General features: G+C 54.0%; 20 protein-coding genes. 5 read left to right on the top strand and 15 right to left on the bottom strand.

What is annotated here, in order from left to right:
* Positions 1 to 50: 50 nt before the first annotated feature.
* The gene (smrA, locus tag ACUN8H_RS15185; protein WP_445532903.1) at positions 51 to 641 is read left to right on the top strand and encodes a DNA endonuclease SmrA; all 591 of its coding nucleotides are present in this window, start codon (positions 51 to 53) and stop codon (positions 639 to 641) included.
* Positions 642 to 708: 67 nt separating this feature from the next.
* On the opposite strand, the gene ACUN8H_RS15180 is transcribed toward smrA, so the two are convergent.
* From ACUN8H_RS15180 to metH, 4 genes are all read right to left on the bottom strand, one after another.
* Positions 709 to 1,260, bottom strand: coding sequence for a DUF934 domain-containing protein (locus ACUN8H_RS15180; RefSeq protein ID WP_445532902.1), 552 nt, complete (start codon positions 1,258 to 1,260; stop codon positions 709 to 711).
* The gene (locus ACUN8H_RS15175) at positions 1,253 to 2,905 is read right to left on the bottom strand and encodes a nitrite/sulfite reductase (protein WP_445532901.1); all 1,653 of its coding nucleotides are present in this window, start codon (positions 2,903 to 2,905) and stop codon (positions 1,253 to 1,255) included. The genes ACUN8H_RS15180 and ACUN8H_RS15175 overlap by 8 nt, the downstream gene beginning before the upstream one ends.
* Positions 2,906 to 3,085: 180 nt before the next feature.
* Positions 3,086 to 4,357 (bottom strand): MATE family efflux transporter, encoded by a 1,272-nt coding sequence (locus ACUN8H_RS15170; RefSeq protein ID WP_445533014.1) that lies wholly within the window; start codon positions 4,355 to 4,357, stop codon positions 3,086 to 3,088.
* A 54-nt stretch (positions 4,358 to 4,411) separates the two neighbouring features.
* Complete coding sequence (gene metH / locus ACUN8H_RS15165; protein ID WP_445532900.1) at positions 4,412 to 8,107, bottom strand: methionine synthase; 3,696 nt, start codon at positions 8,105 to 8,107, stop codon at positions 4,412 to 4,414.
* A 231-nt stretch (positions 8,108 to 8,338) separates the two neighbouring features.
* Here metH and nfuA point away from each other — a divergent pair, with 231 nt between their 5' ends.
* The gene (gene nfuA, locus ACUN8H_RS15160; protein WP_445532899.1) at positions 8,339 to 8,962 is read left to right on the top strand and encodes a Fe-S biogenesis protein NfuA; all 624 of its coding nucleotides are present in this window, start codon (positions 8,339 to 8,341) and stop codon (positions 8,960 to 8,962) included.
* A 57-nt stretch (positions 8,963 to 9,019) separates the two neighbouring features.
* Here nfuA and ACUN8H_RS15155 read toward each other — a convergent pair whose 3' ends face one another.
* Positions 9,020 to 10,069: a DNA-binding protein gene (locus ACUN8H_RS15155; protein WP_445532898.1), complete on the bottom strand. Its 1,050-nt coding sequence runs from the start codon at positions 10,067 to 10,069 to the stop codon at positions 9,020 to 9,022.
* Positions 10,070 to 10,385: 316 nt separating this feature from the next.
* Here ACUN8H_RS15155 and ACUN8H_RS15150 point away from each other — a divergent pair, with 316 nt between their 5' ends.
* Entirely contained in the window at positions 10,386 to 11,549 is a 1,164-nt protein-coding gene (locus tag ACUN8H_RS15150) for a tyrosine-type recombinase/integrase (RefSeq protein WP_445532897.1), read from the top strand.
* Between the two features lie 72 nt (positions 11,550 to 11,621).
* Positions 11,622 to 12,038 (top strand): SufE family protein, encoded by a 417-nt coding sequence (locus tag ACUN8H_RS15145; protein ID WP_445532896.1) that lies wholly within the window; start codon positions 11,622 to 11,624, stop codon positions 12,036 to 12,038.
* Here the strand turns inward: ACUN8H_RS15145 and yidD are convergent.
* The 6 genes from yidD to ACUN8H_RS15115 all read right to left on the bottom strand — a co-directional run bounded on the left by yidD (position 12,035) and on the right by ACUN8H_RS15115 (position 16,809).
* Positions 12,035 to 12,319: a membrane protein insertion efficiency factor YidD gene (yidD, locus tag ACUN8H_RS15140; protein ID WP_445532895.1), complete on the bottom strand. Its 285-nt coding sequence runs from the start codon at positions 12,317 to 12,319 to the stop codon at positions 12,035 to 12,037. The two genes, ACUN8H_RS15145 and yidD, sit on opposite strands and share 4 nt — an antisense overlap.
* Positions 12,320 to 12,384: 65 nt before the next feature.
* Positions 12,385 to 12,861 (bottom strand): phosphoribosyl-AMP cyclohydrolase, encoded by a 477-nt coding sequence (hisI, locus tag ACUN8H_RS15135; protein WP_445532894.1) that lies wholly within the window; start codon positions 12,859 to 12,861, stop codon positions 12,385 to 12,387.
* A 27-nt stretch (positions 12,862 to 12,888) separates the two neighbouring features.
* Positions 12,889 to 13,329, bottom strand: a complete 441-nt coding sequence (locus ACUN8H_RS15130) for a transcriptional repressor (RefSeq protein ID WP_445532893.1) — start codon at positions 13,327 to 13,329, stop codon at positions 12,889 to 12,891.
* Between the two features lie 86 nt (positions 13,330 to 13,415).
* A complete protein-coding gene (locus tag ACUN8H_RS15125; protein ID WP_445532892.1) occupies positions 13,416 to 14,414 on the bottom strand; it encodes an alpha-L-glutamate ligase-like protein in 999 nt (332 codons plus the stop codon).
* Positions 14,411 to 15,934 (bottom strand): inactive transglutaminase family protein, encoded by a 1,524-nt coding sequence (locus tag ACUN8H_RS15120; protein WP_445532891.1) that lies wholly within the window; start codon positions 15,932 to 15,934, stop codon positions 14,411 to 14,413. The genes ACUN8H_RS15125 and ACUN8H_RS15120 overlap by 4 nt, the downstream gene beginning before the upstream one ends.
* Before the next feature lie 38 nt (positions 15,935 to 15,972).
* Positions 15,973 to 16,809, bottom strand: coding sequence for an ATP-dependent zinc protease family protein (locus ACUN8H_RS15115; protein WP_445532890.1), 837 nt, complete (start codon positions 16,807 to 16,809; stop codon positions 15,973 to 15,975).
* Positions 16,810 to 17,037: 228 nt separating this feature from the next.
* Here ACUN8H_RS15115 and ACUN8H_RS15110 point away from each other — a divergent pair, with 228 nt between their 5' ends.
* Positions 17,038 to 17,574: a DUF3833 domain-containing protein gene (locus tag ACUN8H_RS15110; RefSeq protein WP_445532889.1), complete on the top strand. Its 537-nt coding sequence runs from the start codon at positions 17,038 to 17,040 to the stop codon at positions 17,572 to 17,574.
* A 144-nt stretch (positions 17,575 to 17,718) separates the two neighbouring features.
* Here ACUN8H_RS15110 and ACUN8H_RS15105 read toward each other — a convergent pair whose 3' ends face one another.
* The 4 genes from ACUN8H_RS15105 to gorA all read right to left on the bottom strand — a co-directional run bounded on the left by ACUN8H_RS15105 (position 17,719) and on the right by gorA (position 21,771).
* Positions 17,719 to 18,111: an ectoine synthase gene (locus ACUN8H_RS15105; RefSeq protein ID WP_035558199.1), complete on the bottom strand. Its 393-nt coding sequence runs from the start codon at positions 18,109 to 18,111 to the stop codon at positions 17,719 to 17,721.
* Positions 18,112 to 18,202: 91 nt separating this feature from the next.
* A complete protein-coding gene (gene ectB / locus ACUN8H_RS15100) occupies positions 18,203 to 19,471 on the bottom strand; it encodes a diaminobutyrate--2-oxoglutarate transaminase (protein WP_445532888.1) in 1,269 nt (422 codons plus the stop codon).
* Between the two features lie 103 nt (positions 19,472 to 19,574).
* A complete protein-coding gene (gene ectA / locus ACUN8H_RS15095; protein WP_445532887.1) occupies positions 19,575 to 20,153 on the bottom strand; it encodes a diaminobutyrate acetyltransferase in 579 nt (192 codons plus the stop codon).
* Positions 20,154 to 20,388: 235 nt separating this feature from the next.
* Positions 20,389 to 21,771 carry a glutathione-disulfide reductase gene (gorA, locus tag ACUN8H_RS15090; protein ID WP_445532886.1) on the bottom strand — a complete coding sequence of 461 codons (1,383 nt, stop codon included), beginning with the start codon at positions 21,769 to 21,771 and terminating at the stop codon, positions 20,389 to 20,391.
* Between the last annotated feature and the right edge of the window lie 123 nt (positions 21,772 to 21,894).

Here is a 21,894-nt window from a genome sequence, read left to right as displayed (position 1 = left end):
GCTATGTATGTAAACTAGGTGGTTATTAGCCCCTGCCGGAGGAGTCTGCAATGAATCAGCCACTTCGAGATGAAATGGATTTTCGCGCGCTAGTCGGTGATGTCGCGCCAATAGCGCCCAGCAACCGTGCAGATCCTGGCGCTAATCGTAAAAAGCCTTCCGAGTCGCAGCTGGCCCGGCGTGAGTGGGCGGAGGAAGAGATGGGCGCTCGCAACTTTCTGTCCGATGACTTTGTCGACCTGCTTCCTCCGTTCGACCCGATGGAGTATCGCCGGGAGGGCATTCAGCAAGGCGTCATCGATAAATTAAAGCACGGTGGCTATAGTGCTCAATCCCAACTCCACCTACTTCGGCGACCGCTGAGTGAGTGCCGTCGGATGCTATTTCCCTTTATTCAGGAAGCTTACGCGCATGATTTACGCTCGGTACTCATCGTGCACGGCCGCGGGCGTGAAATCGACAGTCCTGCCAATGTGCTGCGTTCTTATCTTGCCAAATGGCTAAGTCAATTTGAGGAAGTCCAAGCTTACGTATCAGCGCAACCATCGGAAGGGGGGCTGGGCGCTACTTGGGTGATGCTGCGTAAGAGCGATCGCGCTAAAGCCAATAACCGTGAACGACAGCAGAAACGGCGAGGGTAATCTGACCCTTATTCATTGAAAAGGGCAGCCGAAGCTGCCCTTATGTTTTTATGCCTGCCTGATTAAGCTACTCGCTAGTGGTCAAACGGCGTTCAAACAGCGCCTGACGCTCTTCTACATCCGGCTGGTAACGCACGCTGATAAAGCTCAGTGCGCGTAGGGCGTCCTCTGGGTCCTGATCATCACGCAGCGCCATGGCAGAAAACCCACAGCGGCGCATGTACTCCAATTGATCTACCAAAACATCACCCACCGCACGCACTTCACCTGCATAACCGTACCGCTCGCGCAATAAGCGGGCCAGGGTGTAGCCACGGCCATCGGTAAAGGCCGGGAAATCGACGGCAATCGCTGCAGCTTTACCAATTTGCTGCGCCAATTCTGGTGTCAGTTCAGTATCACTGGTAAGCAACGGCGACAGCTCTTCGTCATCCTCCTGGTTAGCTTGCCAAAGCGTCAGTGGTACAAACGCCGGGCGCTGTTCGGGAAGTGCTTCCGCATCGTAGGAGACACACCAAGCGTTCTCCGCCGCTAGCTCGCCGTTGGCAATCAGATGATCAACATGCACTGGCGTCTGTTCAACGGGTTCAGCGGTTGTCTCATTGGCTTTATTAGGCATAAACACGCTCCTTGAAGGGTTTTAAGCCAATACGGCGGTAAGTATCTAGGAAGCGCTCGTCTTCATGGCGCTGCGCCACGTAGACTTCCAATACTTTTTCGACCACATCCGGCACGTCAGAGCGGAAAAATGAGGGGCCCAGAATTTTACCCAGCGATGCATCATCGGTGGAGTTACCGCCAATGGAGATCTGGTAGAACTCTTCGCCTTTTTTATCGACACCCAGGATGCCGATATGGCCGACATGGTGGTGGCCACAGGCGTTCATGCAGCCAGAAATGTTCAAATCCAGTGGCCCCAAATCGTAGAGGAAGTCCAGGTCTTCGAAGCGCTCCTGCAGCGCCTGAGCAATGGGAATAGACACCGCATTGGCCAGGCTGCAGTAATCGCCACCCGGGCAGCAGATGATATCGTTGAGTGTGCCCACCGTCGGATTGGCCATGCCCAGCGCTTCGAGCTCTTGCCACAGCGCTTCCAGCTCATCGACCGGCACGTCTGAAAGCACTAGGTTTTGCTCGTGGGTAACGCGCACTTCACCAAAACTGTAGCGATCAGCCAGATCAGCGACTGCCTCCATCTGATCGGCGGTCACATCGCCAGGCGCGTGCTCACGGCGCTTCAAGGAAAGCGTGACTGCTTTATAACCAGGCACCTTATGATCCGACACGTTATTGGTCACAAAGCGGGCGAAGCTACGATTCTCGGCACGCAGTTGGTCAAACGCTTCATTGGCGTTTTCCGCCACCGGGCGGCGATCCGGCTCGGGGAAGTGGCCTTTAGCGGCATCGACTGCGGCTTGGTTGAGCGTCTGAGGGCCGTCTTTCAAGTGCGCCCACTCTTCATCGACGCGGCGGCGGAATTCCTCGATGCCTAGCGCTTTAACCAGGATTTTAATCCGCGCCTTGAACTTGTTGTCACGACGGCCGAACTGGTTATAAACCCGCACACAGGCTTCCAGATAGGTCAGCAGATGCTGCCAGGGCAGATCTTCGCGCACCACATCGGCAATCATGGGGGTGCGGCCCAGGCCACCACCGGCTAACACCTTGATGCGCAGCTCGCCATCGGCATTGCGCCATAGGCGTAGGCCAATATCGTGTACCTGAATCGCGGCGCGGTCTTGGGCTGCACCGCTGACGGCGATTTTAAATTTGCGCGGCAGATAGGCAAATTCAGGGTGCAGGGTAGACCACTGACGAATTAATTCGCACCAGGGGCGCGGGTCTTCCACTTCATCATTGGCGATACCGGCAAATTGATCGCTGGTGGTGTTGCGGATACAGTTGCCGCTGGTCTGAATCGCGTGCATCTGTACCTTGGCCAGGTCGGCCAGGATATCTGGCACATCCTCAAGGGCAGGCCAGTTCAACTGAAGGTTCTGCCGCGTGGTGAAGTGGCCGTAACCACGGTCATAGCGACGAGTAATCTCAGCCAGCGCACGCAGCTGATTACCCGCCAGCATGCCGTAGGGTATCGCAATACGCAGCATAGGCGCATGGCGTTGAATATAGAGGCCGTTCTGCAACCTTAATGGGCGGAATTCTTCTTCACCCAAACGCCCAGCGCGGTAGCGTTCCATTTGGTCGCGGAACTGAGCGACACGCTCATCAACCAGTGTTTGGTCGTGAATATCATAACGGTACATGTGGCACGATCCTGCTAAAAAGCGAAATGGTCACGTTGAGACGGACGTTAATGTAGCGTCACCTTAACGCGGGCGTCATATTCTACAAAAGAATATATAATTATCTTTTTATCTCTAAAAGCTATTTAGATAATAATCAAGCAAAGGGACGGTTAAAAGAACCCAGATTGGGGGGCGGGGCTAAACAGCCAGCGCTACCCAACGGCGACGTTGCCATACCCATAAAAATCCAACTGAATTAATCGAGCGGTAAAGTAGCTGCATCAGCCAGATACCCGGCAAGCCGTGTTCAAGACTAATGCCTACCCACCAAGCCAGAGGTAGAAATAGCAGCCACTGCATCCCCAGCGTCAGAAGCATAACGGTACGCTGAGCCCCCGCGCCCATCAACGCCTGGGCAAGCACTAATGCTGCCGCATCGAATACAATCATCACGCCGGTTAACTGCAGCGGCAGGGCTCCCAGGGCAACTAGCGCATGATCGGTGAAAAAGAGGCTCAATACGTACTCTGGCAATAACAGCATAGGTAATGCCAGCAACAGCAGCAGCAACCAAGCGATTCTTAATGCATCCAAGCCCCAGCGGTGAGCCTCTTGTTGGGCATCCCGGCCTAGCGCTTCGCCGACTAAGCTCATCGCGGCTACCCCAACGCCCACGCCCGGCAAGATCAGTAACAGCGACAAATTAATCAGCACATGGCCAACCGCGACACTAGCGGTTCCTAGCTGGCCTAACAGCCAAAATAGTACCGCGTAGCCCGCTGCAAATAAAAGCTGCTGCATTGAATGAGGCACGGCAAGCCGTAGGGTAGTGCGCAACGTGGTCAGGCACGGTAATTGGGTCAACACTGGTGGCAAGGATACATGCATTGTCGTCACCCAATACCACGCCATCAAGCCTGCACACAGCGATAGCGTAGTGCCCGCGCCAGCACCACTAGGCCCCAAGGTGGGTAAGCCTGCCAGGCCATAAATCAACCCGGCGCTTAGCCCCACATTGAGCAGGTGAACCGCCACGATGATACGCAAATAGAGGTGTGTCTGATGGCGTCCATTCCAGTAGCCACGAAAACAAAGCGTCAAAGCGATGGCCACCAGCGACACTACGCGCCAACGGAAATAGTCGACGGCAACGCTGTGTACGTCTCTTGCGTCAGTGATCAAGCCAATCAGCAGCGGTGCCTGCCACCATGCCCACAGGGAAAGCGGTAGCGCCACTGCAAGACCGACCACCAAGCCTGACTGAAGCGGGTGGTAGAGCCCTGATCGGGCCGCGCCCAAGCGTTGAGCGGTTTGTGATTGCACACTAGAAGAGAGGCCAAACACGGCCGCGCTCAACATGAACATGGCGTAACCACCCACGCCTACGCCGGCCAGTGCCACTTCACCCAAATGGCCGACCAGGGCAGCATCGACCAAATTGAGCACGCTTTGCGACAGCATGCCCAACATGATGGGAAAGGCCAGGCGTAATACCCGGCCATGGCGTTGTGCAAACAGCAATGGTTAGCTCGGGTCGTAGGAGAGCACCGGCGAGAGCCAGCGCTCCATTTCCTCAAGGGGCATCTGCTTACGGGCGGCAATAGCCTCTACCTGATCCCGCGTGATTTTGCCCGTCGAGAAGTACTTCGACTGGGGATGCGCAAAGTACCAACCGGAAACAGCGGCCGCGGGCCACATGGCAAAGTTTTCAGTCAACGCCAATCCGGTATTTTCAGTCGCATCCAGCAGCCGGAAGAGGGCCGCTTTTTCGGTATGATCCGGGCAGGCGGGGTAGCCAGGGGCAGGGCGGATGCCCTGATATTTCTCGGCAATCAGAGCATCGTTGTCCAGCGTTTCATCCGGCACATAGCCCCAAAACTCTTTGCGTACGCGTTCGTGCATACGTTCGGCAAAGGCTTCCGCCAGGCGATCCGTTAATGCCTGCACCATGATCGCGTTATAGTCATCACCGGCCGCCTCGTATGCTTTGGAGAGCTCGTCGACACCGTGGCCGGTAGTGACCGCGAAACCGCCGATCCAGTCGGCTTTGCCGCTCTCTTTCGGCGCAATGAAATCAGCCAGGCTGTAGCAAATGCCATCGCGGCCTTTCGTGGTCTGCTGGCGAATGTGGTGTAGCCGCTCTATCACTTCGCTGCGTGACTCGTCGGCATACACTTCAATCACATCATCATCGACGCTGTTGGCGGGCCAAAGGCCAATGACACCGCAGGCCTGAACGCGCTTCTCTTCAACCAGCTTGCGCAGCATGACTTTGGCGTCTTCAAACAAGTTGCGGGCCGCTTCACCTACCACCTTGTCGTCAAGAATCTTGGGATACTTGCCCGCTAGCTGCCAGCTCATGAAAAAGGGCGTCCAGTCGATGCGCTCGATCAGCTCTTCCAGATCGTAATTATTGAAGGTCTTCAGCCCCAGCATGTTGGGCTCGGCTGGGGTGTGGGCGTTCCAGTCGGTACGAAAGCGCCGTTTACGTGCCTGAGTGTAGTCAAGATCCGCCGCCTTCGGCCGACGCTTGGCATTACGCTCTCGCACTTTCTCATACTCTTCGCGGATCTCCGCCACGTAAGCGGCTTTTTGATTAGGCGCTAGCAAACGACCTGCGACTCCCACCGCGCGAGAAGCATCAGTCACATAAATCACCGGGTGTTCGTATTGAGGTTCGATTTTCACCGCGGTATGCGCTTTAGAAGTGGTTGCGCCACCGATTAATAAGGGGAGGTCCATGCCACGGCGCTGCATCTCTTTGGCCACGTGCACCATTTCATCGAGCGATGGGGTAATCAAGCCAGAGAGACCGATAATATCGGCGTTATGCTCTTTGGCGGCTTGCAAGATTTTGTCTGCAGCGACCATGACCCCGAGATCAATCACTTCGTAGTTATTACACTGCAACACGACTCCCACGATGTTTTTACCGATATCGTGAACATCCCCTTTTACCGTGGCCATGACGATTTTGCCCTTGGCCTTGGCCTCTTCGCTCTTCTCTGCTTCGATATAAGGAATCAAGTAGGCAACAGCTTGCTTCATCACTCGCGCCGATTTGACGACCTGCGGCAGAAACATCTTGCCGTCGCCAAACAAGTCGCCGACCACGTTCATGCCGTCCATCAGCGGGCCTTCGATCACTTCGATAGGGCGCTCCGCCTGGGCACGGGCCTGTTCGGTATCATCTTCGATATAGGCGGTTATGCCTTTCACCAACGCATGCTCGATACGCTTATTGACAGGCCAGCTGCGCCACTCAAGGTCCTCTTTCTTCGCCGCGCCGCTGCCATCCCCCTTGTACTTGTCGGCGATATCTAACAACCGCTCAGTGCCGTCGCTACGACGGTTGAGTACGACGTCTTCGACGGCTTCGCGAAGCTCGGCGGGAAGGTCGTCATAAACCGCGAGCTGACCCGCGTTGACGATGCCCATGGTGAGGCCCGCCCGGATAGCGTGATACAGAAACGCCGAGTGAATCGCTTCGCGCACAGGGTTGTTGCCACGGAACGAGAACGACACGTTGGAAACACCGCCAGATACCATGGCGTGAGGCAGGTTGTCGCGAATCCACTGGGTCGCCTCGATAAAGTCGACCGCGTAATTGTTGTGTTCTTCGATGCCGGTGGCGATGGCGAAAATGTTCGGGTCAAAAATGATATCTTCGGCAGGGAAGCCGATTTCATCGACCAATAGACGGTAAGCACGCTGACAAATCTCGGTTTTGCGCGCGAAGGTATCTGCCTGGCCTTCTTCGTCAAACGCCATCACCACAATGGCCGCACCAAAGCGGCGGCACTTGGTTGCCTGCTCACGGAAGGCGGCTTCACCTTCTTTTAGCGAAATGGAGTTCACCACCGCTTTGCCTTGAACACACTTTAACCCCGCTTCGATGATCTCCCATTTGGAGGAGTCGATCATGATCGGCACGCGGGCAATATCGGGTTCACCGGCAATCAGGTTAAGAAAGCGCTCCATGGCTTCCTTGGACTCGAGCATCCCCTCGTCCATATTGATATCGATGACCTGAGCACCGTTCTCCACTTGCTCAAGGGCGACTTCCAGCGCTGTGGTGAAGTCCTCTTCTACGATCAAGCGCTTAAAACGCGCCGAACCGGTGACGTTGGTGCGTTCACCGACGTTGACGAAGAGTGAATCCGCTTCGATGTTGAACGGCTCTAACCCGGATAAGCGGCAGGCGCGGCGGCGCTCAGGAATGACCCGCGGTGCCATATCGCGCACGGAATCGGCAATGGCGCGAATGTGCTCAGGCGTGGAGCCACAGCAACCGCCGATTATGTTGACCAAGCCGCTCTCGGCGAACTCGCTGACGATCGCCGACATCTCTTCTGGTGTTTGGTCGTACTCGCCAAACTCGTTGGGTAAGCCCGCGTTGGGGTGCGCTGAGACGAAGGTATCTGCCTTGGTGGAAAGCTCTTCCAGGTAAGGGCGAAGTTCTTCGGCACCCAAGGCGCAGTTCAAGCCAACGGAGAGCGGCTGGGCGTGGCGTACGGAGTTCCAGAAGGCTTCGGTGGTTTGGCCAGAGAGCGTACGCCCGGATGCATCGGTGATCGTGCCAGAGATCATGACCGGCAGGCGCTCGCCGCGATCGTCGAATAGCTCTTCAAGGGCATAAATCGCCGCCTTGGCGTTGAGCGTATCGAAGATGGTTTCGATCATGATCAAATCGGCACCGCCAGCGATTAGCGCTTCGGCGGCTTCATAGTAATTCTCGCGCAGCTCATCAAAGGTGACGTTACGCTTGGCGGGATCATTCACATCCGGCGACAGCGATGCGGTGCGCGACGTTGGGCCAAGGACGCCCGCAACGTAGCGAGGCACACCGGTTTCAGCGGCGACGGCATCGCACACTTCACGGGCAAGCCGCGCTGACTCGCGGTTTAGCTCCACCACCAGCGCTTCCATGCCGTAATCAGACTGGGAAAGCTGGGTGCTGTTGAAAGTGTTGGTCTCAACGATATCCGCACCGGCTTCCAGGTAGTCGCGGTGAATCCGTGCGACCACATCCGGGCAGGTTAGGGCGAGCAAGTCATTGTTGCCTTTAAGATCTGAGGGCCAATCGCTGAACCGTTTGCCACGAAAATCTTCCTCACTCAGCTGGGCGTTTTGCAGCATGGTTCCCATACCACCGTCCAGAATCAGGATGCGTTCAGCAAGGCGTTGGGTGAGGGTTGCGGTCAAAGCACTATCAGCCATGGCAGGGGGAATTCTCCAGCGTCACAGTCGTCAAAGGGGAGCTTATAATCGTCGTGAAAGCAGCATATGTGATTATCAGGCGCGCAATTGTAGCAAAAGGGAGGGCAAAAGGCGCCCTTAAAATAGCCGACTAAAACAGTCGGGATTGTGTCCGCGCGCCGTTTTGCTTACCATAGACACAAATGACATGTGAAGTGGCCAAGCCACTACCACGGGAGGAAGACAGCCCTCATGACCACGACTAGCGAAAAAGATACGCATACCGATACTCAGGGTATCGATATTACCGATAGCGCCCAGGTTTACCTTGCGGAATTGCTGGAAAAGCAAAACGTCGAAGGCATCGCCGTGCGCATCTTTATCACCCAGCCCGGCACGCCTTACGCAGAGACCTGTCTGGCTTATTGCCGCCCTGGTGAAGAAGAGCCGACAGATGTGCTGCTGGAACTCGAGAAGATCAACGTCTATCTCGACAAAAACAGCTTGGCATTCTTAGAAGAGGCAGTGGTGGATTTCAACGCCGATCGCATGGGCGGCCAGCTAACCATCAAGGCGCCTAACGCCAAGATGCCCAAGGTCAATGCCGACAGTCCGCTGGAAGACCGTATTAACTACGTACTTTACAGCGAGATTAACCCCGGCCTAGCAGCCCACGGCGGTGAGATTAAGTTGGTCGAGCTGACAGAGCAGCAGTACGCCGTGCTTGCTTTTGGCGGCGGCTGTCAGGGTTGTGCAGCCGTTGACTTAACGCTTAAAGATGGCGTTGAGAAGACATTGATGGAGCGTATTCCAGAGCTGGCAGGCATCCGCGACGTAACGGATCACAGCGACACCACTAACGCTTACTATCGTTAAATTAGCGATCGTCAGCCTCAGAAGCCCAGCTTGCATCGCTGGGCTTTTTTTATGTCTTTAGGTTGACGATTGGCCTGGCTCACTGCTCTGCTTGGAAAGCGCTTCGGGGAGCGCCGTTAGCTGTGTTTGCAGTGCTTCCATGCGGCTCCAAAGCTTCTCTTGCCAAGCTTGTTGTAGCGCCGCTTCGCGCTCGGCATGCTGCTGGGATTGGCTGTTTAGCGTGGCTTTGGCCTCATTTAACTGCTGAGTCAGCGCTTTCTCTTGTTTTTCCAGTTCCGTCATTTGCTGCTTCTGCTCACTTAGCTGCTGCTCACGCTCACTGGCTTGCAACTGCAGTTGATGCAGGGTCTGCTGTTTTGTCTTTAACTCCTGGCTCAATGTATTAGTGCGCTGCTCAGACTGCTGCAGGCGTTTTTGGAAACTCTTCTCCTCCTGGGCACGCGCCTGCTGAGCACTATCCAGCATTGCCATTAGCCTTCCTTCGGCCGCCTCATGACGCTGCTCCTCCTGGACTAGACGCTGCTCCCAAGCTACCTGCTGCTCGCTGATGGCATTGCTATGCGCATCGCGCTGTGAGTCTGCTTGCCTCTCTAGCTGCTGCTGTACCTGCTTCAGTTGGGTTACTTCTTCTTGCGACGCTTCGGCCTGTTGATGCCAGTGATGTTCATTGGTTTGACTAGCGGCTAATTCCCGGTTTAACGCCTCCATCCGCTGCTCCATATGGCGCAAATGCTCGGCGAGGGCGCTTTCGCGCTGTTCAGCGTTAGCGGCCTGCTGTTTAGCCTCCTCTGCGAGCTGCTGGGCGTCAGCCACTTGGCGATTTGCATCTTCGCGATAGTGGAGCAGCGTTTGATTCGCCACCTCCTGAGCCTCGCGCCACAGTTCGCTGGCCATGCTCACCACCACTTCCGGGACACCCTTGGGCGGTGGTACGTCACGATTCTGCTCGCGCTCGCTGCGCCAAAGGCGGAAGTGATCGCTGATCGTTGTAAAGCTGCCGGTGCCCAGTACATCGCGGATACGCTGCACGCTGGGCGTATCGCCGCGAGAGAGCAATTCATCAATTGCTTGCTGAACATCGCTGTACTGAATGCCGTTGCGGGCCATGGTGTCGTCCTTCCCTGTGTATGTTGCTAGCCGCCTTAGAGCCACCATTGTCGATAGTTAAGTAGTAAAAAGCAATTGTTACATATTACGTATTACGTAATAATATTTATTATAAAAAGCATAAATTCAAGATTACCCGTCTTATCTTGAATTTATAGCGCTACAGCGACACAATTAGCACCTAGAGGTTATTGTGTTGTAGGGAATGGGTGTTCAGGGAATAGTTGAGCGAGGAAAGGGGTCTCAAAAATGGGTGTTCAAAAAACAGGTAGGCAATCAATAGGTCATCAAAAAATGCCTCATCGAGCCGTAAGCAATGCCTAAAGCGCTGATACCCGGCCGTGTCGTGTCTTTTTTGGGGCGCACGCCCGAAGGCGGACAGCTTGACGTTAGAATAAAAGCGCACAACGATACTCAGGCAGTTATGGCATGGCTGGACGAGTACGTGGATAGCCCACAGACCTGGAAAGCGTATCGCCGGGAATCCGAGCGGCTGCTGCTTTGGTTAACGCAGCAAGGGCTGACGCTGGCAGCAATAGACCGAGAGCTGCTGCGCCGATTTGAGCATTTCCTTACTGACCCACAGCCAAGAGAGCAGTGGATCGGACCCTCCAAGCCTCGGGCTCATCCAGCGTGGCGACCGTTTCGCGGGCCCTTATCGGCATCTAGTCGACGCCAGAGCTTGGTCATTCTGCAAGGAATGTTTGCCTGGCTAGTAGAGGCTGGGTGGGTGAGTCACAACCCGTTTCGGCTGATGCGGGACAAGTCACGCCGATTGAATAATCAAACCCCACGCATCGAGCGTTACCTGGAGAGTGATTTGTGGGCATGGCTATGGCAGTGGCTCAATGAACCGCTGCCAGCAAAGGCGGGTAGTCGGGCGCTGTTTGAGCAGGCACGGCGACGCTTTATCTTTGCGTTTGCCTATTTGCTTGCCCCGCGTATCAGTGAAATGGCGGTGGCCAATATGGGCGATTTTCAGCGCAGCGAAGGGCGCTGGTGGTGGAGCGTGGTAGGCAAGGGCAGTAAGGTGGCGAGAATTCCGCTGCCCGGCGATATGCTGGATTGCCTGCTGCAATGGAGACAAGCGCTAGGCTTGCCAGATCAGCCTGGCGAGCAGGAGCGCACGACACCGGCGCTTCGCGCCCTGGATGGTCAGCGTGGGTTGGGCGACAATCAGCTGTACAGGCTGATTAGGGCAACGTTTCAACAGGCAGCACTAGCGCTTGAAGCGCAGGGCGGAGTCTCATCGCATATCAACACGTTGCGTCAGGCAACCCCACACTGGTTACGGCACACCTCGATAACTCATCAGGCTCAATCGGGCGTTAGCCTACGCTATTTGGCCGAGTCCGCCCGCCATGCGCGCCTTGAAACCACGTCAAGATACCTACACAACGAGGACATCGAGTGGCATGGCGAACAGCAGCGCCATCGCTTAGACAATTCGCCGCTTGATAACCCCTCAAGCCGCGACTGAGTCGTTATAATAGGATCATTGCATTCGCCATAGAGAATGACCAACGCATTGACCAACGTAGAAGGAAACGCCATGAGCACTTCCGGCGCCGAGCAGGCCCAACAAGAGCTAATTGAAGATTTCGAAATATTCGATAACTGGATGGATCGTTATCAATACATTATCGATATGGGGAAACAACTACCTGATTTTCCCGACGACTGGAAAAGTGAAGAGTTTAAAATCCAGGGCTGCCAGTCAAATGTCTGGATGCGGCATGAAGAGGAGGGCGATAAGCTGATTTTCAAAGCAACGTCCGATGCCGCTATCGTGTCCGGGCTGATAGCGGTATTGCTGCGTATCTACAGCGACCGTACGGCGGCTGAAATTCGTGCTACCGAACCGCACTTTTTAGCGGACTTGGGGCTGGACAAGCATCTTTCGCCGACGCGTAGCAATGGCCTGCATGCCATGTTGGAAAGAATCTACCAAGTGGCTCAGCAGCACTAGCGGGGCAGGTGGTCGTTGCTGCAGGCGTGTGGGAGCGCTTCCTGATCTTCACGGTAGAGCTGCTCGCTGCGACCGCCCGGCACAGGATCCATTCCACCAGGGTTGCCGGGGTGACACTTAACAATTCGCTTGATAGCCATCCAGCCGCCCATTAACGGCCCATGCACCTGTATTGCTTCAATCGTATAAGACGAGCAACTTGGCCAGAACCGGCAGCGCGGCCCTAGCAGGGGGCTGATCGTGTATTGGTAGGTTTTAACGCACCCGATCATTACTTTCATCAGCAACCAGCGCAACGCTGATGGTAGGGCTGTCAGCCAACGGCTCGCGGCGAAGCGCTTCACGGTTAGGATGTCGCTTTTTGGCCGTAGAGCTCATCGGGATCGATTAGCGGCGTGCTGGTAATCGCTACTTGCTCATGGCCTACCTGCACATAAAAGCAGCTACGCCGTCCGGTGTGACAAGCGGGGCCTGTTTGGTCCACCTGGAGCAGTAGGGTGTCACCGTCGCAATCAAACGCCGCTGAGATAAGCAGCTGCTGCTGCCCCGACGATTCGCCTTTACGCCACAGCTTACCTCTTGATCGTGAGTAGTAACACACCCGCTGGGTGGCTAGCGTCTCTTCGAGCGCCTGTCGGTTCATCCACGCCATCATCAACACTTCTTTGGAATCATGCTGCTGGGCAATGGCTGGAATCAGGCCATCGGCATTAAAGCGAACGGCTGCCAGCAGGGTCGATACAGCGGGTAAGCTATCAGCGGGGGTCGCACGCTCAAGCTGCTTAAAAAGTGCCTCGGGTGTTACTTGATCAAAACGGGACATACATTCTACTCACTAGCTATTGGTGCTTCAGTGTGCTCGACAATCTTGACAGAGCCCTTGAAGCTCAATGGTTTGGCGCTCAACATTGAATCCTTGGCTTTTTGCCAGTGCTGCCAACTGATCACTGATCTCATCCAAATGCAGCTCTTCGACATAGCCACAATGACGGCATATCAGTAGCTGGAAACCATGAACATGCTCAGGACATGCACAAGCCACATAGGCGTTCTGAGATTCAATGCGGTGCACTAAGCCTTGGTCGATCAGGAATTCAAGCGCCCGGTAAACCGTCGGTGGCCGAGCCGCCGCATGTTCAGTCGACAGTTTATCGAGTAGATCATACGCTTTCAGCCCACCCCCATTTTCGGCAATTAGCTCAAGTACGCGCCTGCGTATGGGGGTGAAACGAACGCCTCGAATGTGGCATTGAGACTCCGCCTGCTGCAGTAGTGTATTCGCTTGGGTCATGGGCAACTCATTGGACGTTATTAGCCTAGTATCTGGCCTTTCACTACTTCTGGCCAGTCTGAGGCGCTTACCTACACGCCGTTAGTCTACGCGCTGGATGAGGAGGTGTCAGGGCTTTCTACCAACTCACTTTGCCGTGCAAAGTGATGCTGGGCAAAGGCAACACGCTGTTTGGCAGGCACGCCATCCGGCTGACGTTCAATAAGGTCTAGACGTCGCCGCAACCCTTCACCATTGGTCATCTGAATGGCGAGTCCTGGGCGTGCATTAAGTTCGAGTAGCATTGGCCCATGCTTACGATCCAACACCATATCGGTACCTAAATAGCCCAGGCCCGTCATCTCGTAACAGCCTGCCGCCAAGTTCAACAGAGTGTCCCATTGAGGCACCACCAAACTCGCTAAATCGTGGCCTGTGTCAGGATGGCTAAAGCAGGGACGGTCAAACTGAACGGCGCGGAGGGCAGCTCCCGTCGCAATGTTTAAACCCACCCCAACGGCACCCTGGTGTAAGTTTGCCTTACCGTCAGAGGCGGCGGTGGATAATCGCATCATGGCCATGACAGGGTAGCCCTTGAAGACGATAACCCTTATGTCGGGAACCCCTTCGTAGGTGTAATCCATCAAGCTTTCATCAAAGTTGATCAGTGTTTCAATCACCGCCACATCGGGCGAGCCGCCCAGGGAGTAGAGGCCCGACAGAATATTGGAGACATGCCGCTCGACATCGGTAATCGACAGCTGGGCACCGCTTGGTTTGATAAAGGCGTTATCTTCCACCTTTTCAATGACCAGGATACCCTTGCCGCCACTGCCCTTAGCAGGCTTTATCACAAAGCCTGCATGACCGGTAAGCATTTCTCCGATGTGTTTCACCCCAAATTGGGTGGTTACCGTGCCGATCAGCTCTGGCGACGTAATCCCATACTGCTGGGCGAGCAGCTTGGTTTTAAGCTTATCGTCCACTAGCGGATAGAGCCGGCGACTATTGTAACGACCAATATAGCGGATATTACGCCGATTCATACCGATGATGCCCTTGTCGCGCAGTCGCGTGGGCCAGGTCCAGTTTTTCAACCAGCTCATGAAGGTTTCTCATCATCAGTGATGGGCTTAAAGCGACGCAGCTCCAGCAGACGATACCCGGTGTAATTACCCAGCAGCAGGATCATTGCCATCAGTATCAGCTGAACGCCCAGGAAGTTGAACGTGATATGGCGCACCCAAGGGTTGTTCATTGCCAAGTAAGCCAAGATAGCGGTAATCAAACTGCCGCCACCCTGTATCAGCACCTGTTTGGGGCCTTCCTCTTCCCACAAAATTGACATCCGCTCGATCGTCCAGGCCAGAATGATCATCGGGAAGAAGGTAATCGTTAAGCCAGCACTCAGCCCCATACGATAGGCCAGCACAGTAAAGATGGAGATGATCGCTATCACCGTAATGATGACCGCGGACACCCTGGCCACCAGCAGTAAGTTCAAGTAAGAAAGATAATTTCGGATAATCAGGCCAACCGCGACGATCAAGAGAAAGCCGATCAGGCCGGTGGGTAGGGTGGTTTGAATGAAAGCGAGGGCAATCAACACCGGCATAAACGTACCGGAGGTCTTGATACCCACCAAGACACGCAGGAAAACCACCATCAATGCGCCAATCGGAATCAACAGGATGGTTTGGAACAGCGCCTGCTCTTCCAGGGGCAAGCTATGAATAGAGAAGTTCAGCAGGGTGTCTTCAGAGTAATGATTGCGTACCGCCGCCGATGCAGGCTGATCATGGGTCATCATCGAGAACGTCACTCGTGAATTGGTGCCGCCCTGAACTTCCAACACGGCGCGACCGCCGGTTTCCCACAACAGCAGATTGTCAGGCTTACCTTGTTCGCCGGTTAAGGGGTTGAAAATAGACCACTCTTCACCCGATTCGTTGAAAACTTGAATCCAACTGCTCAGCGTTTGCCGTCGACGTCCATCTTCCAATAGTAGGCCGCTCACTTCACGCGCTAACACGCCCGCTTGGTTTAACAAGCGCACCACCAGGGCCGCTGGATTCTCTTGAGAAAGCAGTAGCCGGGCGTTTTCTTCCTGCCGCTCACCGTTTACATCACGGATTAACTCACGGGCAAACGTCGCATTGTTAGCGCTACGCGCCCAGGCTTGTTCAATTAGCTGGCTAGCCGCCGTGTCGTAGGGGCTTTCCCATGGGGTCGCAGGCGACATTTGAGGCGGTGTTTGCACTGGGGAGCGAGCATCTTGTGATACCAACATTTGCACTGAGTAGTAAAGCGTTTGACTGCCTGCTGCCTCACGGATCGTCCATTGCGCCGTACGGCCCAGCTCGTCTGCTTGATAGGCTAAACCATAGCCTGACGATGCGGTGTTTTCGGTTAAAACGCGATAACCCGCCTGATGAGAGGGCAGCGCCAAGTCGACCTGCACGGGGCCATCTTGAGCATTAAAAGTGATGCCGGCTTCAATTTCCCAAACCTGACGTTGTTCACCGGGTAACCAGGGAATTTCAAACTGCACATGGCGATGTACGCTGGTGGCAACACCCGCCACCAGTAGCAAGCCGACAATAATATAAAACATTAACCGTGACATGGAGATTCCTTTCAGCGTATAGCGCCAGGGGAGAGCAGTTACTCTTCTGTATCGTCTTGATCGGCTGCTTCGTCTTCAGCAGCTTGATCGGCTGGCTCGCCACCTGGAAACTCGGGGCGGTCATACAGATAGGTGTCGGCTACATCAATGATCGCTATGTCCATCAAAAAACGGCGGCCAAGCAGTACCGGGTAATCCAAATGGGAACGGTCATTGAGGGTAAATTCGACGTTTTCACGGATAGGGCCAAGCGTCATCAATAGGGAAATGACTGGCCGTGACTCTTCGCCCGACGCTTGAACAATCCGCACTCGACGCACGATGGGCGCTTCCACCCATTCATCACGCTGCGCCTCAACGGCGACATCGTCGTCGTTAAGCGCCAGTTTGAAGCGCACCCAGTCCTCACCGTCGCGTTCGAAGCGAGTAATATCTGCCGCAGAAAGCGACGATGTGTTGGCGCCAGAATCGACACGCGCTTTAAGATAAGTCCCCAGGCTGGGCAGACCGACCCATTCACTTCGGCCCAGCAGCGTTTTAGTGCTTAGTGTCTCATCCACTTCACACTCTTCACGGATGATGACAGGTTCGTCACCACGAGCTTCTAACTGCTGAACATCTTGGCGCAGTGAACGTAACAAACTGCCTACTTCACGCACGTCAGCAGTGAGCACCTGCTGTTGATCAAGCTGGCGTGACTGCAGCTCAGCGTGGGTGTCGCATTGCTGCGTCAGTTGAGTCTCTAATTCAAGGATACGGGTATTGAAAGACGCTTCGCTTAGTGGAGGCGGTTCATTAGTTTCTGGCTGGGTTGCTGCACAGCCTGCAATAGAAAGCGACAAGCCAGCTATAAGCCACAAAACACCTGGGCGCATAACGAGAGATATCCTTGGACAATAGGTGGGGGAATAATAAGGAGATGGGCGACGAGTGTCCAACGCCATCAATGTTTTTTCGGCCACTCAGTTTACTTGATTTAACATAATATATATTAAGCGAACCCGACCAAGGTTGAGTAGCGACAAATGGTTAGCTGCCCTATGCTAGTAAAATGTTTTACCATACTTGTATCTAAGGCCACTATAAATACAGGAAATAATGGTATGTTCTCCTTTCTGCGTATTAGTTTTTTCACCCTGCTTTTTCTGCTGGCGGGCTGCGCGAGTGTTGATATTGAAGAGTACGCTGGTTCAGAACCACGCCTGGATATCGCTGAGTACTTTTCTGGTACCACCAAAGCCTGGGGCATGGTTCAGGACTATTCGGGTGAAGTACAGCGCCGTTTCACCGTGGAGATCGAAGGAACCTACGAAGACGACACCTTGACGCTGGATGAGTCTTTCGTGTTTTCAGACGGCGAAACTGATCGACGTGTATGGACATTTAAGCGGATTGACGAACACCGCTGGATCGGTACTGCAAGCGATGTAGAGGGCCACGTTGAAGCCCGTCAATACGGCCATGCTTTCCACATGCGTTACCCGCTTGAGCTCGCTATTGATGGTCGAATGATCACGTTCACTATGGATGACTGGATGTATCTTCAACCGGATGGCCGCTTGATCAACAAAACTGCCATGCGTAAATTCGGCTTTGCGTTGGGAGAGATTACACTGGTGTTCGATAAATCGAGTGGTTAATACAATGTACGCAGCATCGCAGCCTGATAAACCATCGATAGCCTCGTAAAAAGCTATGCGATAAAAAGCAGCCCGCTATTTAGCAGGCTGCTTTTTTCATTCTAGGCTGACGCTTTTATCACTTGGTTTCTTATTACCCAGGCTTTACTCAGGCGCTGCGTAAGAGCCGTCTTCCTGGTGAACTTCGTTGCCAGTGATGGGTGGCGTGAAGACACAGGCCACCGTCATGCCTTTCTCTTTACCGCGCAGCAGATGCTCATCATGCTGATCAAGCAGGTAAATATCGCCCGCTTTGATCGGCCAGATTTTGCCATCGGCCAGGGTTTCTACTTCGCCTTCACCTTCATAGCAAAACACTGCTTCGTAGTGATTTTTGTAATGAATGTGGGTTTCAGTACCGGGAAAAATACGGGTTATATGGAACGAGAAACCGGCGTTGTCGTTAGCCAAAACCAGGCGTGTGCTGTCCCAGTTACCGTTTTCAGCAGTCACTAGGCGTTCTGTTTTGCGTGCTTCTTCGAGGTTACGAACGATCATAGAAGTACTCCATAGCATAGCGACTAGCGATTACCAGCCGCGGTTTCCCTAACGAATCAGGCGTGGGCCCACGCTTTATCCTAACGTTAAATTACTCGCTAGCAACAGCCTTCACGCACATTTCCAGGATATCCAAGCCTTCTAGCAAATCCTCATCACTAATGGTTAGCGGGCAAAGGCATTTAACGACTTCGCCGTCCTGGCCACTGGTCTCAATCACCAAGCCATGCTCGAATGCTTTACTGGTAATCTTGTCGGCGATATCGCCAGAAACAACGTCAATACCCCGCATCAGGCCACGGCCACGTTCGGTAGCAGGCATGCCGCTTTCCGTCAGTAGTGCTGCAAGCTTTTGGAAACGCTCTTCTACAATACGCCCTTTGCGCTGAACATCACGCTCAAAGGTGTCGTTGGACCAGTATTTTTTCAAGGCGGCCGTGGCGGTCACCATCGCTAAGCTGAAACCGCGGAAAGTGCCGTTATATTGACCCGGCTTCCACTGATCCAGCTCAGGGCGCATCAAGACATGGGCGAACGGCAGACCAAAGCCAGAGAGTGACTTCGAATTGGTAATAATGTCGGGGGTAATGCCCGCATGCTCAAAGCTGAAGAATTTACCGGTACGACCACAGCCCGCTTGGATGTCATCGATAATCAGCAGAATATCGTGAGCGCGACAGATGCCTTCCAGACGCTTTAGCCACTCCAGGCCTGCAACGTTAATACCGCCCTCGCCTTGCACGGTTTCAATAATCACACCGGCAGGTATATCCAAGCCGCCAGATTTATCGCCCAGCAGTTTTTCAAAATAATCGAGTGTATCGGTATGCTCGCCCATGTAGCCATCATAGGGTAAAAAGCTGGCACCCTGAGTAGGTACGCCGCCCGTGGCTTCACGAAACTTACGGTTACCGGTCGTCGCCAATGCGCCCATGGTCACGCCATGAAAGCCATTGGTAAACGTGACAATATTATGGCGACCCTTAGCGACACGGGCCAAACGTATAGCGGCTTCAACAGCATTGGTGCCCGTTGGGCCAGGCAGATGCACTTTATAGTCGAGCCCACGTGGCTTGAAAATGACCTCTTCGAGCGTTTCAAGGTAATCGCGCTTGGCATTGGTCCACATATCCAGCCCATGAACGACGCCGTCCGTTGACAGGTAGTCAATCATTGCCTGCTTCATGTGCGGATTGTTGTGGCCGTAATTGAGCGTGCCCGCGCCGGCGAGGAAATCAATGTACTCACGGCCGTTTTCATCGGTCAGGCGCGCATTTTGCGCCTTGGTAAATACCACCGGAAAGGAACGAGAGTAAGTACGTACGTTGGATTCCATGCGTTCAAGCGTCTGGGTCTGCATTGCGACCTCCTTAGTTGATCAGTTTGCTATTAGACGTTGCTAGCCCGGCGCAACAGAAGTGGAAAAACCTCGATCCATTGCGTTTCTAACGGCGTGGCACGCTTTAGATGCGGTCGGTTTGAAACGGACCGATGCGTACCAGATTTTCCGGATCATGCTCGCCGCCGAGCTGTTCGGTAGAGAAGTATTCGCGGCTGTTGAGCGGTGCGTGCCAACGCGCTGCCAAGCGGCGAAATAAGCCCCATGAAGCTAAATTATCGGGGGTAATCGTGGTTTCAAGATGGTGCACATCATCAAGCTCTGGGCGAGACATGATTGCCTCAACCAAGCGACGTGCCAACCCTGTGCCACGGGCTTTTTCACCCACGGCCACCTGCCATAAAAAGTAGGTATCCGGCGCGTTATCTTTCACATAGCCGGAAACAAAACCAACGACCTCGCCTTCTTCGTTGGTAGCCACCGCACAGGTATCACGAAACTGCGTGGCTAATAATAGGTAAGCGTAGGCAGAGTTAACGTCCAGTGGCGGGCAGGCTTTGACAAGCTCGTAAACGCCCCAACCATCATCCGCGTTAGGTTTGCGAATAAAAAGCGGCATTTCAGCATGCCCAACGACCGCATCGGCCACTGTAGGTCGTGCTAAATCAGCAGAGGGGGTAAACGGTTGTATCGGCGTACTCATAGTTATGCTTCGCTGTAGCGAATTTGAGAATCATTATAACAGCTGATTATGAGCAATTCAAAAATCATATTATTCACCATCCTGTTTTCCATAATATTTTGTTATGAAAATGCTGTTATGCCCAGCCTGCTCACATTCAAGGGGATGCCTTCACTGCTTTTAGAGTAGCGCAACTGGGCGACAAAAAAAGGCGCACCAATGGCACGCCTGTTCGGGGATATAATGACTACAGTAGTTAGCGGCGTGTGAGCGTCCGCATGGTGACAAACTCCTCGGCTCCTGTCGGGTGAATACCCACAGTGCGATCAAAATCATGCTTGGTCAGTCCCGCCCTTATTGCAATAGCAATTCCTTGAATGATTTCACCTGCATCATCGCCCACCATGTGGGCACCAACGACCACATCAGAGGCATCATCTACCACCAATTTCATTAAAGTACGCTCTTGACTGCCGGAGAGCGTGTGCTTCATGGCGCGGAAGTTGGTGCTGTAAACACGGATATTGGCAAATTTTTCCCGCGCTGCCTCTTCGGACAGCCCTACCGTGCCAATATTGGGATGACAAAACACCGCAGTAGGAATGGTGATGTAATCCAACGGTTGAGGAATGGCATCCGAGAAGTGGATATCCACTAACTGCATCGCTTCCGCTAAGGCCACGGGAGTTAACTCAGGCCCCTCGGTTAAATCACCAAGCGCCAATACTGAAGGCAGCGCTGTTTCAAACCGGTCATTCACCGGAATTTTGCCCGCTTCATCTAGCCCCAACCCTAAGGCCTCAAGCCCTAAATCACGAATATTAGCTTTACGCCCGGTGGCCGCCAACACCACATCGACTTCCATCACCTGCCCATCGGTGAGGTAGACATTATAGGCATCTTGGGTGGCTTCGATGCGCTCGATATTGATATTGAAATGGAGATTGACCCCTTTTCTCTCCATTTCCGCACAGGTGAACTCGCGCACCTGCTGATCAAAACCTTTTAAAAAGAGCTCGCCTCGGTAAATCAGGTGCGTATCACTGCCGAGCCCGTTAAAAATGCTGGAAAACTCAACGGCAATATAGCCGCCACCCAGGACGAGAAAGCGCTTGGGAAACGTGTCCAAATCAAAAATCTGGTTGGAGTCTAATGCATGCTCACTGCCCGGAAAATTCGGCACCCACGGCCAGCCGCCGGTCGCCAGCAGGATTTTTCTAGCGGTCACCGATGAGTCGCCATGCTCGCCACTTAGGGCTACCGTATGCGCATCTGTTAACCGCGCTCGCGCATTCAAGAGCGTTACCCCCGCCCCCTCCAGCATGCGCTGGTAGATGCCATTAAGGCGTTTTATTTCACTGATTTTATTGTCCCGCAGGGTCGCCCAGTCAAAGCTGGCAGGCCCGGGCAACTGCCAGCCAAAGCCGGCGGAATCGTCAAAACTGTCGTGGAAATGGGCAGCGTAAGCGTAAAGTTTTTTAGGAACACACCCTACGTTGACACAGGTGCCGCCCAGGTACCTATCTTCAGCAATGGCTACCTTGGCGCCCGTGGCGGCAGCCATCCGGGCTGCACGCACACCACCCGAGCCTGCACCAATCACCAGGAGGTCATATTCGTATTCAGAAACGTCTGCCATCGTTTGCTCCTGTGGAGTTAAAGTAGGGTTATTGACCTGGCCGCTGAGGGAGGTTAAAACCATTTGCTGCTATTTTATACTGTCCAATCCTTTATACTTACCAAGATTTATTATTCTGCTTCT

It is taken from the genome of Vreelandella sp. V005 (assembly GCF_052645115.1).
Note: the sequence above shows the minus strand (reverse complement) of the source record. Positions and strands in the feature narration are given on the sequence as shown.